The sequence below is a fragment of the Fulvivirga maritima genome (assembly GCF_021389955.1).
Classification (GTDB): domain Bacteria; phylum Bacteroidota; class Bacteroidia; order Cytophagales; family Cyclobacteriaceae; genus Fulvivirga; species Fulvivirga maritima.
This window is the reverse complement of record NZ_CP089980.1, coordinates 1,342,577-1,359,353: the sequence shown is the minus strand read 5'-3', so window position 1 is coordinate 1,359,353 and position 16,777 is coordinate 1,342,577. Positions and strand designations below refer to the sequence as shown.

General features: G+C 39.3%; 9 protein-coding genes and 1 pseudogene. 5 read left to right on the top strand and 5 right to left on the bottom strand.

Annotated features, from left to right (window positions below; genetic code table 11):
- The first annotated feature begins 18 nt into the window (after positions 1-18).
- Positions 19-2,643 (top strand): BamA/TamA family outer membrane protein, encoded by a 2,625-nt coding sequence (locus LVD15_RS05630; RefSeq protein WP_233779326.1) that lies wholly within the window; start codon positions 19-21, stop codon positions 2,641-2,643.
- A gap of 65 nt (positions 2,644-2,708) precedes the next feature.
- On the opposite strand, the gene LVD15_RS05625 is transcribed toward LVD15_RS05630, so the two are convergent.
- Positions 2,709-2,915, bottom strand: a complete 207-nt coding sequence (locus LVD15_RS05625; RefSeq protein WP_233779325.1) for a hypothetical protein — start codon at positions 2,913-2,915, stop codon at positions 2,709-2,711.
- A 184-nt stretch (positions 2,916-3,099) separates the two neighbouring features.
- The gene (locus LVD15_RS05620) at positions 3,100-4,092 is read right to left on the bottom strand and encodes a radical SAM protein (RefSeq protein WP_233779324.1); all 993 of its coding nucleotides are present in this window, start codon (positions 4,090-4,092) and stop codon (positions 3,100-3,102) included.
- A gap of 126 nt (positions 4,093-4,218) precedes the next feature.
- Here LVD15_RS05620 and LVD15_RS05615 point away from each other — a divergent pair, with 126 nt between their 5' ends.
- Positions 4,219-5,838, top strand: a complete 1,620-nt coding sequence (locus LVD15_RS05615; protein ID WP_233779323.1) for a serine hydrolase — start codon at positions 4,219-4,221, stop codon at positions 5,836-5,838.
- Positions 5,839-5,948: 110 nt separating this feature from the next.
- On the opposite strand, the gene LVD15_RS05610 is transcribed toward LVD15_RS05615, so the two are convergent.
- Both LVD15_RS05610 and fabG read right to left on the bottom strand, forming a co-directional pair.
- A complete protein-coding gene (locus LVD15_RS05610; RefSeq protein WP_233779322.1) occupies positions 5,949-8,852 on the bottom strand; it encodes a glycoside hydrolase family 9 protein in 2,904 nt (967 codons plus the stop codon).
- Positions 8,853-9,389: 537 nt separating this feature from the next.
- A pseudogene (gene fabG / locus LVD15_RS05605) lies at positions 9,390-10,137 on the bottom strand (3-oxoacyl-[acyl-carrier-protein] reductase).
- Between the two features lie 214 nt (positions 10,138-10,351).
- On the opposite strand from fabG, the gene LVD15_RS05600 reads away from it, so the two are divergent.
- Positions 10,352-11,023, top strand: coding sequence for a response regulator (locus LVD15_RS05600; RefSeq protein WP_233779321.1), 672 nt, complete (start codon positions 10,352-10,354; stop codon positions 11,021-11,023).
- On the opposite strand, the gene LVD15_RS05595 is transcribed toward LVD15_RS05600, so the two are convergent.
- Positions 11,015-12,364, bottom strand: coding sequence for a sigma-54-dependent transcriptional regulator (locus LVD15_RS05595; protein WP_233779320.1), 1,350 nt, complete (start codon positions 12,362-12,364; stop codon positions 11,015-11,017). The genes LVD15_RS05600 and LVD15_RS05595 overlap by 9 nt on opposite strands.
- A gap of 221 nt (positions 12,365-12,585) precedes the next feature.
- Between LVD15_RS05595 and LVD15_RS05590 the strand changes: the two genes are divergently transcribed.
- Both LVD15_RS05590 and LVD15_RS05585 read left to right on the top strand, forming a co-directional pair.
- Positions 12,586-13,629: a tetratricopeptide repeat protein gene (locus LVD15_RS05590; protein ID WP_233779319.1), complete on the top strand. Its 1,044-nt coding sequence runs from the start codon at positions 12,586-12,588 to the stop codon at positions 13,627-13,629.
- A 25-nt stretch (positions 13,630-13,654) separates the two neighbouring features.
- Positions 13,655-16,768, top strand: a complete 3,114-nt coding sequence (locus tag LVD15_RS05585) for a tetratricopeptide repeat protein (protein WP_233779318.1) — start codon at positions 13,655-13,657, stop codon at positions 16,766-16,768.
- Positions 16,769-16,777 lie beyond the last annotated feature (9 nt).

Here is a 16,777-nt window from a genome sequence, read left to right as displayed (position 1 = left end):
TATTTATCATTAAGTCTTATGAAGTTAGTGAAGTGTATTCAAGGGGTAGCTCTATGCTCTTTTTTGGCATTATCTTGCACTCTACAGGCGCAGCATCAGCCTGATTCTGTAGTCATATCAGCCAGCAAGCAATATAAAACCGATAGTAAGTTCAAAATAAAAATGTTTGGACAAAACTATCGGAATGAGTGGCAGCAAAAGATTAAAGTGAAAGTCATTCATATTGATGAAGAGCATGGCGGGCTTACCATTGTTAAAAAGGGTGGTGGCATGCAGACTAAATCACTACGATTAGAGGCTAAGGATGGAAAGCAATATGTGTTACGTACCATTGAGAAATATGCCGAAGGAGCTGTTCCTCAGATGCTGCGCAATACTTTCGCTCAAGATATAGTGCAGGATCAAATCTCTGCCTCACACCCGTACGGTGCCTTTGTGCTGCCTTTTTTGGCTGATGCCGCTGGTATTTACCATACCAATCCTCAACTAGTTTATATTCCTGATGATGCTAATCTGCTAGAATATAGAGCTCAGTTTGCTAATACCCTGGCGCTTTATGAGCAGCGCCCGGCTCATGATTGGTCAGATGCAGATTATTTTGGTAATTCTGAAAAGATAATCAGCACGGCCAAGGTTTTAGAAAAACTGGCTGAAGATAATGATGATGAGGTAGATGAAAAGTTTGTAGTCCGCTCTAGATTGTTTGATATGCTGATAGGAGACTGGGATAGGCACGATGATCAGTGGAGATGGGCCTCTTTTGAGAAAAAGGGCAAAGGAAAACTCTACAGGCCTATTCCTAGAGACCGGGATCAGGTGTTTTTTATTAACGAAGGCTTTTTTCCTTCAGTGGCCAGTAGAAAATGGGCGCTCCCCAAGCTGGAAGGATTTAACTATGATATCAGGTGGACTTCTGGTTTTATGTTTAACGCTCGCTATTTTGATCGTTCATTTCTTACCAGTCTCTCTAAAAAGGATTGGATAAAGGAGGCTGAATACCTGCAAGAGCACCTTACTGATTCGGTAATAGAAGCAGCGATTCACCAATGGCCTGATGCTATATTTCAATGGCATGGTGAAGAGATTATAGCCAGATTAAAATCAAGAAGAGATAATCTGCAAAAATATGCCGAGGAACATTACCTGTTTTTGGCTCGTCAGGTAGATGTGGTAGGAAGTGATAAGCACGAATACTTTGAGGTAGAGCGCATGCCTGATAATGATGTGAAGGTAACTGTCAGGAAAATGAAAAAGGATGGTGAGTTGAAAAAGAAAATTTATAAACGCACTTTCCATAATGACGAGACGGAAGAGATTAGGCTGTATGGCCGTGGAGGTAATGATGAGTTTCATATAACCGGAGAATCAACCAAAGGTCCTAAAATAAGAATCATAGGAGGAGCCGATGAAGATGTTTTTGTAGACTCGTCTAAAGTGGTAGGATGGAGTAAAAAGAATATTTTTTATGATACAAGAGATAGTACTACACTGCAGGTAAGTGGAGAATCCCGACTTAAGTTAAAAAATGATAATAGTGTAAATACCTATAATCGTAAGTCTTTTAAATATAATGTGCTGATGCCACTGGTAACGGGTAATTATAATGTAGATGATGGCCTTTTTGTAGGTGGAGGTTTTCTGTATACAGATCATGGTTTTAGAAAGGAGCCATTTAGAAACCGCCATATGTTCTTGGCTAGTTATGCTCTTAGAACATCATCATTCAACTTTAAGTATAAAGGTGATTACACTGATGTGGTGGGCACTTGGGATCTGAGTGCTGCTGTAGATTTTAAAAGGCCCAATTTCGTGAATAACTTTTTTGGAATGGGTAATGAATCTGTTTACGATAAAGGAGTGGAAGATGAGTTTGACCTCAGGCGGCCCATCAGTTACTACAGGCTTCGCTTTGAAGAAATATCAACGGATATTGGCCTTTCTCAAAATTTAAGTAAGAATACAAAAATAACTATCTCTCATATTTTTCAGTCTTTTGAGATAGAGGCTGATAATGATAAAAGGAGGTTTATTTATGATTATGACGAGCTTACCGATAAGGCATTGGTAGGCGTGTATAGAAATTATATGGGAGGCAGAGTTAACCTTTTGGTTGATAAGCGAGATAATGAAATGCTGCCCCTAAAAGGTATTTATTGGAATACTGATTTATCTGTATGGAATGGTATTCATAATTCTGATTACACTTACTCTACTATCAATACCTCTTTTTCATGGTATGCCAGTACTAAAGCTGCTCACCCGCTTACTTTAGCGGTAAGAGTAGGTGGGGGAGCTAATTTTGGGGATTATGAATTTTATCAGTCTCAGGTATTAGATGGTAAGACTGAGCTTAGAGGCTTCAGAAAAACGCGGTTTTATGGAGATCAGAAAGTATTTAGCAATGTGGAATTGAGGTGGGAGCTGTTTGCTTTCAGAACCTATATTTTCCCTGGCAGCTTCGGCGTTTTAGCTTTTAATGATGCCGGTAGAGTGTGGTATGAAAATGAAAACTCAGATAAGTGGCATCAGACTTTTGGTGGAGGTATTTGGGTGGCGCCGTTTAATAGAGCGGTGGTTTCGGCAGAAGTGGGTCACTCCCCGGAAGATACTTTAGTGTATGCTCGCTTAGGTTATTTGTTCTAAAAAATAATTCCCGACCGCAGTTATGTGGTCGGGAATCAGTTTATTAGAGTTGTGTGTGTGGTATTCTAGAGTTGATAAATGGTTTTTATCGATTTTCTAGGAATGAAGCCTCCATCTTTCGTTAATACCAAGTCTTGCTTCAAGCCTATAATTGTATCTATGATAGTTTCGTAGCCTTCATGAATAGCTTTTACTATCTTTACTTGTCTGTGGTAGAAGTTACCTAAAATTAAAGCTCTTTTTAACTTGATCTCTTTTTCCTCTACGTTCATGTTAGTATGTGTTAAGTGGTTAGTTGGTATTTCGTAATAGCATATGTAAGTAACGTATTTATTCTAAAATATTTCGCATTATTCCGGTTGAGTAGTTTTATTCGACAATAAAATGCATTTTTTAACGATAAATAGTGGTTACTATTTATATAAACGTAGGATATATGGGGTTTGGATTTATTTTTTAAGCTCTTTTTTTAGGGAGCATTTGTTTCCAGGTTCCCTTTAAGAGGTTGTATTTTAGGGTGCTGGGCAGAGCTTTCCACCAGTATTTGTTCATTTCTATTGCAAATGAAGGTTGCATGTAGCAGTTAATGGCGCAGCCCTCACACGCAGGCATCCGACCTTCCTGTGCTATCAGTTTTTTCACTTCTTCAGAATGATAGAGATCATACAAGTCATCTTTAATTTTGATAGACTTTATACCAAGGTGATAGCAGGGGAGCATTAGCTCGTTAAAGGGAGATATCACTACCGTGGAGCTCGCTGCTTTACATACAGGTTTCTCAATATGGTTGCCTCCATCAATTCTTAGTTGAATAAAGGCATCATTGAGGTAAACAGAGGGCTTTTTAGACCAGCGCTTAAGCGTAGTTAGCGTCTCTTTAGATAGAGCTTCTCCTGTGTTTACCGCCCCATATTCAAACATGGGATTGAGTATAAGTACTAAGCCATAGGGCTTGCAAAACTTATCATACACTTCCTGAATTTGCCCTACATTATCTTCAAAAACCGTAAATAGTATGTCAGGCTTCTCTCCCAGAGTAGCAGCTATTTCTAAGGATTTTAATAGAAAATCAAAACACTTCACTCCTCTCGACTTGTTATGCTCTTCTTCATTAGGAGAATCTACCGAGAAGTGCAGCATGTCAATTAAACCCTGAAGCTTTTTCGCCATTTTTGGGTATAGCAGGCAGTTTGTGGTTACTGTAGTAATGAAGCCCATAGATTTGGCTTCCCTAAGTATCAACTCCAGATTACGATGTAGTAAAGGTTCGCCTCCAGTGAAATCTATTACTTTTACTCCCAGCCGCTTTAAGTCTTTAAGGTTCTTTTTTACCTTTTTAAGCTCTACGTATGGTGATGGTTTTTCCCAGATATCACAAAAATCACATTGCGCATTGCACCGATAGGTGACATAATAGTTGCAGAGAACAGGATGTGATATTAACCTCATGGCTTAAAGTTAATAAATGCTATTTAATAATAAACGCTGATCTTTTATAACCTCCATTAATCATTAAAATGTTGTTTGTGAGTGTATTATAATTGTTATTGATGCTATTAATTAAATGCAAAACCTATGACGCGCTTCCTAACTATTCTCTTTTGTAGCTTACTCTTAAGCAATGTTTACGCTCAAAGTCCAACTCAAAAAGCGGATTCACTTATTGAAAAAGTGATGCCTGAAAAAAAGTTTGGATTATCTGTGCTTTTGGTTGAAGGCGATAAAGTTCGCTACCAGCTAACCGCAGGCTATGCTGATGTCGAGGCTCAAAAGGAGATGAATGAGAAAACTATTTTTAGAATAGGCTCTGTAACCAAGCAGTTTACGGCTGTAGCTATTTTAACCTTAGTGCAACAAGGTGAGCTGTCATTAGACGATCCTTTAAATAAATTTATTTCCGATTTTCCGAAAGGAGATCAGGTGAAAATCCGGCATTTGCTGAATCATACTAGTGGTATAAAAAGCTTTACTGATGACCCTGCTTTTATGGATCAGGTAGGAGAGAAAATAACTCCGGAAAAAATGGTGGATCATATTAAGCAGCTAGGGTATGATTTTGATCCCGGCGAGGAGTATAAATATAATAATTCAGGTTTTTTTATTCTTAGTTATTTGATAGAGCAGATTTCTGGTAAATCATATGCGCAGTATCTGAATGAAAAACTGTTTAAGCCTGCCCAAATGAGCCGTTCAGGAGTGTATGATAATGCCGAAAAATATGCTAATGAGGCCAAGGGCTATTCTTTTGAGAATGAAAAATTTGAACGCGCAATCAATTGGGACATGAGTCAGGCTATGGGGGCTGGAGCTATTTATAGCACAGCCGAAGATCTTGTAAAATGGAATAAGCATTTGTATGGAGGTGAAATCATCGCTCAGAAGCTGTTAGATGAAGCACTTGCCAATACTAAATTGAATGATGACTCCGATAAGGAGTATGGATTTGGCATAGCTGTAAGTAAATATCGCGGACAGCAGCAATATGGTCATAGTGGAGGTTTACATGGATTTTTGTCTTACCTGGCCTATTTCCCTGAGTTGGATGTGCATGTAGTGGTGCTTAGCAGTTGTTTTCCTGCAAAATATGTGGTGCCTGCAACTCTGGCTCATGATCTGATCAATATATTTTATGATGACCAGTTAGAGAAAAACACTGAGATACAGGTAGACAAAAGTAATTATGCCTCTTATATAGGGAAATATAAGTTGATGAATGGTGCTTTAATGACTATCTCTCAAGTAGGTGATCATTTGTATACCCAATTACCCGGACAGTCTAGGTTTGAGATTTTCCCGAAAGGAGAAGATGAATTTTTTCTTAAAGTGGTGCAGGCTGAGCTTAAATTCAACAGAAGCAAAGGAGAGGTGGTTTCTGTTAACTTAAAACAGAATGGTATGGACATGGAGCTGTCTAGGTATGAAGAGAAAAAGGCGGTAGAATTAGAGAAAGGTGCCTTTTCTAAATTTGAAGGCGAATATCTAATGAATGGGGCTCTGGTTAAAGTATGGAGTGAAGAGGGTAAATATTTGATGCAAGTTACGGGGCAGTCTGCATTTGAGATGTTGCCAAAATCAACTCATAGATTTTTTATGACTGATATGGATGTGGAAGTATCTTTTGATGGAGGTGATCCTGCTTCTGGAGCCACCTTATATCAGGCAGGCAGGGAGTTTAAAATGGAAAGAAAGAAGTAGTGAAAAAAGCTGCCTCTCTATGGAGGATAACAGGAGTTAGGCGGGAATTTGGTGTGTTTACTCTTGTTAAAAATTATCCTCTATAGCATGAGGCAGCTTGTAGTTAAATATTATTCAATAATAAATTGCTTCACTATTTCTTTTTGTTCGCTTTGTGCTTTTAGTATATACACACCAGGCTTAATGCCATTTAGTGGTATGGTCAGTTCTTCACTGCCATCAAGTCTCTCTTCATAAATGGTTTTGCCAGAAGTGTTAATAATTGATATTACTTTGTATTCACTTATACCTTTGAATCTTAGTTCTTCAGATGCAGGATTGGGGTATATCAGCATCTGATTATTGCTAATCATAGCTACTGAACTGCCATTAAATTCTGCATGAGACCAGCCAAAATTTCCACTATAGTGAATGTAATAGTTGCCATCTATTCTGGCAGGCATGCTGTTAGACCAGGTGTTAGTGTAATCAACGCCATTAATGGTCAGCTCTTCAAGGTTCCATGAATTGATAAAGCTGATGTTGCCAGAAGTTACCCAGCAGAAATCTCCACTGCCATCATAATCATATGGTAGGGAAATCGGTTGGTACGTTTCACAGCCTAATGGCGGAACAGTAACTTCTTCAAAAGTAGCAGTAATAGCAAGGTCTGAATTTACAGTCACTGTAAGTGGGTTAGAGGAACCACTAGCGTCTCCAGACCATCCGGTAAACTGATAGTTAGAGCCAGGACTGGCCGTTAAAGTGACCATGGTGCCAGCATCATAAGTGCCTCCGGCAGGGCTTAAGCTTACGCTTCCTGTACCTACTACAGAGGTGCTTACAGTAAATTGTTCTATTTCTTCATCTACCACAGTTATTTCGCTGGTAGCAGCATAGCTGCCTTCATCAGTAGTTACGGTAATAGTTGCCGTACCTTCACTTATACCTGTAACCACACCCGTGCTAGATACTGTGGCAATACTATTGTCACTAGTAGACCAGCTCACGGTTTTGTTAGTAGCATTAGCAGGCAGTACAGTGGCGGTTAAAGTGGTGCTTTGGTTAAGTCTTAACTCTGCACTAGTAGGTGAAACGGTAACCCCAGTCACATCTACTGGCTCTACAGGACCAGGCTCGTTTCCGAAAGCCAATTGACCATCTACATAAAGTGGGATGTTAGGGCTTTGTGATAATGTGCCGTTTACTCCCTGATAAGACCAGTCATTAGACGGATCCCAAGCGCTCGATGGTGCTTCATAAGGTAATCTCACTCTCATTTGTACCTCCTGACGAGATTCTCCCTGACCTCCAGGCCATAAAAAGATGTCTGAGTTAAGAGATACTTCTGTGTAGTAAATATTACTGCTGGCGTCCCAAGCCATAAGTGGAGTGTAGGATGCTACACCGCCATTGTTAGTAGAAACTACATAGTCAGCAGCAGAATAGCCAGCACTTACACCTTCTGAGATGTCTATAAATAATCTGAAAGTATAAGAATCAGCTATCCTTGAGGGCCAAGCAGTGTGATTGTATATCCATACCGCATATTCAGTGTGCGTAGTTCCTTCAGCATTAAGTTTTGCTTCAGTGAAGAACTCATTGCTTGGTGTTTCTGGTGTAGGAAAATTGCTAAGGGCTGTGCCTCCAAAATCGTCAATAAATTTTGCTAATACTCCCGAAAAACCGGCGTTATAGTCACAAGCCACTTCGTTATTAACATAATTAGATCTTTCGTCTTCGTAAGAATCATCGCTATTAGGTCCGCCTACTAATGCTCCATATAGAGTGTGTCTGGTAAATTCTGGTGGTCCGTTCTGGTTGTTAGACCAGCAGCCATGTGCCGTTCTGTGGTGCGGGTTCTCAGGGAAATTGTTTCCGAATCCGCATACATAACTACTGCTTCTGGGGTTGTCTCCTAATGCGTACTCCATCTGTGATACAGCGAAGTCATAATACGTGCTGGTTTTGGCTGAAGAAGTAGCTATAGGTGAGTATACTAATGCTAAAAAGCTGGTGTTTAAGCTATAGCGAAGTGCACCCCATACATCTAAATAAGCCAATCCGCCAGGAGTATAGTTAATTCTTTCTCCATTGTAACCATCGGTCCAGTAGTCAAGGTGTCTTTCTGCATCTTGCTTGTACTGAGCATCGCCGGTAAGCTGAGCCATTAATACGTAACATCCGTATGACTTATCATCCCAAGCCAGACCCCATTTGTAAGATTTAACAGAGCTTTGGCCTTCATTGCTTAGGTTGTCATAATAGTTGATGGCCTTAGTGAGGTAAGCCTGATCGCCAGTGGCTTTGTATAGCCAAATGGCACCCCAAACCAGCTCGTCATTATAACCGCTAAATGATCTGTAATATCCGGCGGCATCTGTTATGGAGTTAGAGTAAACGCCTCTGTAATTATCAGCAAAGTCATATAGTTCTATGGCGTGTGAAAGCAAGGTGCTGCTATAAGCAGGGTCATCATCCTGGAAAATAATACTTGCGGCTGCCAAAGCGGCAGCTGTCTCACCTGCCAGGTCAGAGCCAGGGCTGCTGGCATCTATTTTATAAGAAGGCCTTTCCATCTGCATTACCTCGGCAGAGCCCCACCAGGCATGGTCAGTGCCTCCGTTACCTACCTGGCCCCAGAATTCGTTGGGAGCAGTATGGCATTTTATAAAATAATCATTTACCCAGCGCAAGTTGTTTTTTAGGTAATCCATCTGTCCTGAGGCTACATAGCCATCTTCGTATTCTATTCCTCCCCAAGCCAATAAAGTGGCTGAGAAGGCCATCGGAAAACCAAATTTTACATGGTCTCCTGCGTCATACCAGCCTCCGGTGAGGTCATGACCAACGTCAGAGCCATCATCAAGGGCTGAGTCATCTCGCCAGTTGAGGCGGTTGTTAGTAAGTTCGCCAGATTGCTGGGCTTCATAAAATAGCATTGATTTCTGAAGAGCCTCGGCATAGTTGTATTGTGCCCAGGCCATTGGTATACTCATGAGATATATGAGTACAAAGGTTATTAAGTTTCTCATAAGGAAATGTTTGTTGGTTAAACAATTGAGTTTAGGGAAGGCAATATCTTTCCATTGAGAGATAAATATTACCTCCATTATGAAAAATAATTATTGGTTTTGTGATTATGTATAGGGTTTAAGCCCTGGGTGTGCCTATCAGGCTCGGGAGCTACAATATAGCTGAGCGGATAGCTTCACCATGTGGTTTTTGTTCATGAGGTTTAGGTTTTATTGGTTTGTAATTAACAGTACTAACTTATATTAATATAGTGAATTTTAAGGACGATTGAAAGTGAATTTTCGATGAAATGACCTCTTATTTCTATGAAAAAAAATAGCAGACGTGGAACTAAACTAAGTTAGTTGGCTGGGGTGAATTGAGGGTGGTTAGAGAAGGGAAAGAGAATGAAAAAAAGAGGCTGCTTCAAAAGTGATAATGAGTTTAGTGAAGGTCACATTGATGCTCGAAATGTATCACTATTCATAATAATGAAGATGTCGAGAGTAATCTGACTTAAACTTTACTTTTGATACAGCCTCATGATAGTATTTTTATTAGGTAAGCATACCGCCATCTACCTGGATCACTTGTCCGGTGATGTATTTAGACATATCTGAAGCTAAGAAGATACAAGCATCAGCTACATCATCAGGAGAACCACCTCTTTTTAAAAGGAATGGCATCTCTCCAGCTTTGCACTACTTTCTCATCCAGAACATCAGTCATTTCAGTTTCTATAAAGCCAGGGGCTACAGCATTAGACCTCACTCCTCTTGAGCCTAGCTCTAAGGCTACAGATTTAGTGAATCCGATAATACCTGCTTTAGAGGCAGAGTAGTTGGTTTGGCCTGCGTTACCTTTAAGCCCTACTACCGAAGTCATGTTTATAATAGATCCGCTTCTTTGTTTCATAAAAGTTTTAGTAGCTGCTTTTACAGTATTGAAACAAGACTTAAGGTTGATGTTGATAACCGCATCCCAGTCTGCTTCATTGATTCTTAGCAGTAAGTTGTCTTTAGTGATACCCGCATTGTTTACTAAAACATCTAAAGAACCAAAATCTGTAACCACATCATTGATTAGTTGCTCAGCAGCAGCAAAATCAGAAGCATCCGAGCGATAACCTTTGGCTTTTACACCTTTTTCAGCAAGTTCTTTTTCTAAAGCCTCGCCTTTCTCTACACTTGAAAGATAAGTGAAAGCAATGTTAGCTCCTTGATCAGCATATTTAAGAGCAATGGCCCTTCCTATACCTTTTGAAGCTCCGGTTACCAACGCGGTTTTACCTTCTAATAATTTCATTTGTTTATATTTTATGATTTTATCTTGATAATTCTAGCGCAAAAATACGGATATGAATGTTATTAACGAGATTTTTTTAGCTTCTTTCCTTGTTTCAGTGCATGAGCTTCATCATTTATTGATTAATTCCTTATCTTTTCATTTTTGAAACGCGGCTTTCTACTTGTTATAAACCTATGAAGAGTAGCCGGTTATATTTTGTAGCGAAAAAGTGATGAATAAGAAAATACTGTTATTGGAGGATGATGAGTTTACCAGAGCCATGATAGAAGCTCAGCTAAAGCGTGTTGGGTTTGAGGTTACAGGATATGGAGAGCTGGAGCAGGTGCTGCAAGAAACGGCAGCGGAGTATGATCTTATTCTTTCAGATTTAAATATAAGTGGTAGTAATGTAGAGGAGGCCATTCTTGATTTTAAAAAAACAGCTGATCTGCCTTTGGTGATCTTAAGCCAGACTGAAAAGTTAGAAGGGAAGGCAGATTTGTATATGGCTAAGCCTCTAACGGCAGATAAGGTAAAGCAAATAAGTGCTTTGTTAGATGGAGAGGAAGAGGTGGATATCAGCAAGATAGAGACCTTTGCTATGGGAGATAAAGATTTAATAAAGACTTACATCACCACTTTCTTACAAAATTTCAGGCAAGAGATTGCTTTGCTGGAAGAGGAGGTGAGCCATGAAGGCGCCAAGGCTGTGCAAGACCGTGCTCATAAAATGCTGTCATCAGTAGCTTATTATAAATATGATGATTTAAATGAGCGCTTGCAAAAGCTGGAAACTGAAGCTGTGGAGATGACTCAGCAAGAGTTGGAGCTGAAGGTGCAGGAAGTGATCCAGGCAGCAAAAAGACTTATTACTGCTCTGGAAAACAAAACTTTCTTATTCTAAAGAGTATTTTCTAATCTTATTATATAAGGTAGATCGGTCTATTTTTAAGATCCGTGCAGCTTTAGATTTATTGTATTTTACTTCTTTTAAGGTCTTTTCAATAAGCCTTTTTTCATTTTCAGAGGCTATACTTTTTAAATCCTGATTAGGCTGTGACTCAGGTATAGCTTCGCTTTCAAACATAACATCAGGCAAGTTTTCAGTACTTAGCATGTCTGTGGTTTCTAAAAGCACAGATCTCCTGATTACATTTTTTAACTCTCGCAGGTTGCCAGGCCAGCTATAGCTTAAAAATCTCTCTTTAGCATCTTCAGTAAAACCTTCTATATTACGATCTAATTCTTCGTTGGCCTTATTGAGGAAATATTCAGCATAAACCATGATGTCTTTCTTCCTCTCTCTTAGTGGAGGTAGGTTAATCATAAATTCATTGATCCTGTGGTATAGATCTTCTCTGAATTTGTTTTCAGAGGCCGCTGTTTTCAAATCTTCATTAGTGGCGGTAATCAGCCTTACGTCTACATCAGAGTCTGAGGTGCCCCCTAGTTTTCTTACCTTTCGCTCTTGCAAAACACGAAGTAACTTCACTTGTATTTCATAAGAAAGGTTGCCTATTTCATCTAAGAATAAAGTGCCTCCATTGGCAATTTTAAACTGGCCGTCTTTATCGTTTACGGCTCCGGTAAAAGCACCTTTTACATGGCCAAATAATTCACTGGCAGCCAGGTCTTCAGTAAGCGCGCCACAGTCAATAGAAACAAAGGGCTTATCTTTTCTCTTGCTTTGTTCGTGAATTCGGCGTGCTATATATTCTTTTCCAGTACCACTTTCTCCAAGTATGACTACAGACATTTCTGTAGCGGCTACCAGGTCAAGGTGTTTCATTATTTTTTGAAACTCCTCACTTTTACCTGACACAAACTCAAAACCGGTTTTTACTTTTTTACTTGGTGCAGCAGCATTAGTGCTTGGCTTTTCTTTACTTCTGATAAGTGCATTTTTAATTACAGAAAGCAGCTCATCAGGGTTAATAGGCTTAGCTATGTATTCAAACGCTCCCATTTTAATAGCTTTTACCGCACTTTTTATGTGCGCATAGCTAGTCATAATGATTACCGGGCAGTTATAAGCGTTCTTTTTAATGTCACGAAGCAGATCCAAACCATCATAATCCGGCATTTTTAAATCTGAGATAACTATCTCATATTTATTTTTATTTAAGTTTTTAAGAGCGGTGAGTGCATTAGGAGCGTGATCACATCTAAAACCATTCTTCTCCAGGAAGCCCTTTAGCATAGTAGCAAAAGAGACATCATCTTCTACAATTAATATTCCAGTCATTATGATTTAATGGAATTGCTGAACAAAACATTCTAACAAGAAATTACCACAAACTTCCTCGATAAACTTAAAAAATAAAAGCAATTAATAAGAACTAATCAGGAAAAGCAGTTAATCCCCCTTATTTTAACTGTTAGGGTTGTTACATATTATAGATTACCTACATCTATTCATTACCACCGAACAATTTTTTATATTTACTAAAGCCAATTTTTTAGGTGATGATACGAGCATTATTTTTATCCTTAATAGTTTTAATTACTGGTAGCACACTTAGGGCTCAAGACGAAGATCCCCTTCAAAGTGCATACGAAAAAGCCAACGGAAAGTTAGAGGCAAAAGATTACCGTGGCGCATCACTGGATTATTCTCAGCTGATCAATTCCAAATTTAAAAATGACGAAGTGTTGGTAAAACGCGGTATTGCGTATTTTCATTTAAAGGAATATGAAAAGGCCAGTGAAGATTTTGATAATGCTGTGAAGGCCAGGGTCAATACTGCTGAGCTATTTGGCTACAGAGGTCTGGCTAAGTATGAGCTTAAAGATTATCAAAGTGCAGCCGGTGATTTGGAAAAAGGGATAAGTATGGGCTTTGCTTCCCCAGAAGCAGCCTATAATCTGGGGAATGCTAAATTTAGAATGGATAGCTATCAGGATGCAGTGAAGTATTATGATATGGCTATTTCCAAAGGCCTCTCAGATGCCACTATCTATAATAACCGAGGCAAAGCAAAATATAACCTTAAGAATTATCAGGAAGCACTAAAGGATTTCGAGAAATCTCTAAGTCTTGAGCCCGGGTATCAAAAGGCCTTAGAAAACAAAGCTGAAACTAATTTTGAGCTTAAAAACTGGAAGGCTGCCGCAGAAGATTATGATCAACTGATACAACAAGGGTCTGTCACGGATGAGAATTTTGCCAGAAAAGGCATTGCCTTGTACCAATCAGCTCAATATAATGAAGCAGAAAAGGCGCTTGAAAGTGCAGTACAGCGTGGCAATAAGAGTCCAGAGCTGAAGGCGTATCTTGGAAATATTTATTTCGACCAAAAAGAATATAAAAAGGCCGCTTTATATCTGGAGCAGGCAGCAGAGCAAGATCCAAGTAAGGAAACTTATTCAAAATTAGGAGAGGCTTATTATTATAGTAAGAATTACTCAGCAGCTGATAATGCATTGTCGCAGGCAATTAACAAAGGTGGTAATGATACTAGCCTTTATTTATATAGAGGCTTATCCAGATATGAGTTGAAAAAAGGATGAGGCAGCCTTAGACCTGCAGCAGGCAGTGGATAAAGGGGCTGAAAATTATGATGCCTTTAAGATATTGGGCGATCTGCAATTTAAGAAAGAAGAGTACTACAAAGCTGAAACCAATTATGGTAAGGCTATTGCACTTGATGCTTCTGATCCTGTAGTATTTAATAATAGAGGGAAAGCCAGGTTTTTGCAAAACAAGGATAAGGAAGCTTTGGCTGACTATGATCAGGCTCTGAAATTAAAAGCTGATTACGGAAAAGCATTAGAAAACAGAGCGGCTGTTAAATTTAAATTAAACGACTGGGCTGGAGCTAAAGCGGATTATGAAGCGCTGAAAAATGCTGGCAGCTCTGATGCTGAATTATATAAAAATCTCGGTATTGCGGAGTTTCATCTCAAGCAATACGAAGCAGCGGCTTCAAACCTTAAAAGTGCCATTCAAAGAGGAGCTAAGGTTGAGGAAATCAATTATCCTTATGGAGTATCTCTGTATGAAACGGCTAATTATAGGGAGGCGCTTAACTATCTTACTGCTGCGGAATCTGCGGGAAAGAATGGCGTTGAAATTTCTGAAATGCTGGGGATTTCCGCTTATCAATCTAAAAGTGGTGGCGCAGAAGAATATCTGACTAAAGCTATCAGCGGAGGATCTAAAAACATTAAAGTGTATCAATATAGAGGACTAACTCGCTACTCTGCAGGCAATATGGATGGAGCGCTGGAGGATCTCAAGAAAGTGGAAGCTCAGGGAGCTGCTGATTTTGATATTTATAAAATATTGGGAGATATCTACTTTGCTAAAAATGACGATAAAAATGCCATTACTTATTATGGAAAGGCGGTAAGCCTGAAGGCGGATGACTTAGCAGTAATTAATAATTTGGGTAGAGCTAAGATGAACCTGAAGGATTATGCCGGAGCTATTGCCGAATTCGATAAGGTGCTAAAAATCAAACCTGATGACGGTAAAGCTTTACTAAGTAGAGGAAGGGGCCATTTCGAGCAGAAAAATTATCTAAAGGCTATTGAGGATTTGGTTAAGGCTAAAGAGGCGAGTGGTTCTAATAAGGAGGTGAATCAAATGTTAGCTTTGGCCTATTATAAAACCGGAGATACTGAGTCGGCTAAGAAATTTTTGGAGCAGGCTATAAAAGAGGGAGCAAAAAGCGGAGAGCTATATTTATATGCCGGACTAATTAACTATGATGCCAAAGAATATAAAAAGGCCGCTGGTTATCTGGATGAAGCCGAGAAGCTTGGAGAAAAGTCAGCTGATATTTACCAAAAGCGAGGCAGTGCCAAATATTATCTCAATGATTATTCTGGAGCAGCTACAGATTTAGAAAAGGCAATTCAAGCGAACCCTAATAGCGTGGAGATAGCCTCTCAGTTAGGATTATCTTATAATGAATTAAAGAAATATGATGATGCCATTGTTGCTTTACAAAAGGCAGTCACTCTTGGCTCTACTGATCCGCAGGTGGCTTATAACCTGGGTAATGCACAGTTTAGGAAGGGAGCGCTTGATGACGCTATAAAAAGTTATGACAAGGCCATAGCCGCGGGTATGAGTGATGAAGTGGTTTATAATAATAGGGGAAAGGCCAAATTATTAACTGGCCAGACAAAATTGGCGGTGGCTGACTTTGATAAGGCCATTTCTATTAAACCTGATTATGCTGTATCATTAAGAAATCGTGGTGCTGCAAAATATGAGCTGAAAGATTATGCAGGAGCAGAGGCCGATCTCACTAAAGTAATAGCCGACGGTAATGCAGGGAAGGAAGAATATTTATATCTGGGAGTTTCAAAATTTGAAACGGGAAAGACTGATGATGCTTTGAGTTATCTCGAAAAGGCGCAATCTATGGGGGCTGATGATAAGCTGCTATACTATGGCTTGGGAAATATTTATTTTGCGCAAAAGCAATATGAATCAGCAATAGAGAACTTAAACAGTGCTTTAAATAAAGGTATAGAAAAGCCTGATGTGTATGTTACACGGGGAGCTGCTTATTATTACACTGATTATTTTACCAAGGCTGTTCCTGATTTGCAGATGGCCATAGATAAAGGACTTGGTAGCGCTGAGGTTTATCGTCAGTTAGGTGAGTCTTTATATGAAGAAGGTAAGTTTGAGGAGGCGCTTTCAGCACTTAATAAGGCCATTGAAAAAGATCCTTCAAATGGTAAAGTGTATTATAATAGAGGAAATACTCGCTTCAGGTTAAAGAATTATGAGAGTGCGATAAAGGATTATGATTTGGCTACTCAGAAGGGATATGATGACCCTATTCTTAGTAATAATAAAGGAAAGGCGTATGAACTTACTGAAAATGTAGAGAAGGCTATTGAAAGTTATTCTCAAGCCATTGAGGAAGATGGTCAGTATGTAAAAGCTATTGAAAACAGAGGTAAGCTATATTATCAATCAGGTCAATATGATTTAGCACTTAATGATATAGGAACGGTCATGGAGATTACTGGTGAGCCAGACGGTCAGCTAGTGTTTTATATGGCCGAGTCTTACTATCAACAGAAGGATTATCGCCGTGCGGTTTCTTATTTTGATGACGCCATAGAAGCGGGTAATAAATCTGCAGAAACATACTACCATAGAGGAAAGGCCCTTATAGAGACAGAAAATTATGAAGATGCACTTTCAGATTTACAGGCAGCTATTAATGGAGGTGAAAAAGGTGCGGATGTTTATATGAACCGTGCTAGAGCTAACCTCTTTTTGGGAAACATGAGAGCTGCAATGGCTGATCTGAATGATGTTATAGCCAAAGATCCTGAATATGCAGATGCCTATTATAACCGTGCTTATTTGAAGGAGGAAAATGAAGATTACGAAGGGGCCATTATTGATTATAATAAAGTGATTCAGCTTACTCCAAATGATGCCGCCGCACATTATAATTTGGCTAATGCTAAAGTATCAGCTGATAAAGTTGGAGCAGCTTTGGAAGCTATTCAAACGGCCATAAAATTAGATGATTCAAATGCTTCTTATTATAAAGTTCAAGGCAACATTTATTACCAGTTAGAAGAGGCAGATAAGGCCTGTGAAAGCTGGACTAGAGCTAAGGAATTAGGAGATAGCAAAGCTTCTTATTTTCTTCAGCAATACTGCGATTAAAGCCCTTTT

What these genes read in the sequence shown, in the direction of transcription:
- LVD15_RS05630 (WP_233779326.1), top strand. Translation starts at nt 19, where the DNA reads ATGAAGTTAGTGAAGTGTATTCAAGGGGTAGCTCTATGCTCTTTTTTG.
- LVD15_RS05625 (WP_233779325.1), bottom strand. Translation starts at nt 2,915, where the DNA reads ATGAACGTAGAGGAAAAAGAGATCAAGTTAAAAAGAGCTTTAATTTTA.
- LVD15_RS05620 (WP_233779324.1), bottom strand. Translation starts at nt 4,092, where the DNA reads ATGAGGTTAATATCACATCCTGTTCTCTGCAACTATTATGTCACCTAT.
- LVD15_RS05615 (WP_233779323.1), top strand. Translation starts at nt 4,219, where the DNA reads ATGACGCGCTTCCTAACTATTCTCTTTTGTAGCTTACTCTTAAGCAAT.
- LVD15_RS05610 (WP_233779322.1), bottom strand. Translation starts at nt 8,852, where the DNA reads ATGAGAAACTTAATAACCTTTGTACTCATATATCTCATGAGTATACCA.
- LVD15_RS05600 (WP_233779321.1), top strand. Translation starts at nt 10,352, where the DNA reads ATGAATAAGAAAATACTGTTATTGGAGGATGATGAGTTTACCAGAGCC.
- LVD15_RS05595 (WP_233779320.1), bottom strand. Translation starts at nt 12,364, where the DNA reads ATGACTGGAATATTAATTGTAGAAGATGATGTCTCTTTTGCTACTATG.
- LVD15_RS05590 (WP_233779319.1), top strand. Translation starts at nt 12,586, where the DNA reads ATGATACGAGCATTATTTTTATCCTTAATAGTTTTAATTACTGGTAGC.